Below are 827 nucleotides of genomic sequence, written 5' to 3' on the forward strand. Positions count from 1 at the left end.
ACTCCCTTATCGAACCATCCATAAACTGGAGAAGTATTTTTACCGTTTTGATCAAGCTGCCAGAGAAAACGTTAAGAAGCTGTTTAGTATCTTTGATTTTGACCAAATAATTTGATAAACTACTGTCAAAAAAGTTGGTGATCATATGCAACATTTTAGTCATCATTACCAAAGCGATATTTCTCGGCAACAATTCGATTTGATCCGTCAGGATCTGGAAGCTTCAAGAAAACGAACTCACCCAAAACACATTGATCCTTATGATATCTTCTGTGCCATGCTCTATGTCCTTAAAAATGGTTGTACTTGGCGTGATTTGCCGGCTGATTTTCCAAAGTGGTCCACTGTTTACTACTATTGGATGAATTGGTCGAAAGCCCCCACCCCTGATAAACCAGCTTTATTAACTCAGGTTTTAAAAAAATTGTCGCTGATCGAAGATTAAGGCAAGGGCGATCAGCACGAACTTCGTTCGTCATTTTAGATGCCCAAAGTATCAAGAACACCGCTACCGCTGAAAATAAGGGTTACGATGGTGGTAAGAAGATCTCGGGGATTAAACGGCACTTAGCCGTCGACATCAATGGATTCCCGCAAGCGATCCATATTACCCGGGCTAACATCACTGATCGTGACGGGGCGATTGCACTCGTTACCCTTAATTTAGAGCAGTTTAAATTGGTTCGAACCATGATGGTTGATAGTGGTTATACCGGCCAAAATTTTGCTAATGAGATTAGCAGTTTAACGTCAGCCAAGGTAATCGTCGTTAAAAGAAATGAGTTACACCAATTTTCGGTTATCCCCCAACGGTGGCTCATTGAACG

The 827-nt window shown here is 41.4% G+C and carries 1 pseudogene; it reads left to right on the forward strand.

Annotation, left to right across the window (positions count from 1 at the left end):
• Positions 1 to 145 precede the first annotated feature (145 nt).
• Positions 146 to 827 (forward strand): annotated as a pseudogene (locus QUF07_RS14010) (IS5 family transposase); the annotation flags it as partial.

Origin of the sequence: Lentilactobacillus sp. TOM.63 (assembly GCF_030361045.1) — a bacterium.
Classification (GTDB): Bacteria; Bacillota; Bacilli; order Lactobacillales; family Lactobacillaceae; genus Lentilactobacillus; species Lentilactobacillus dabitei.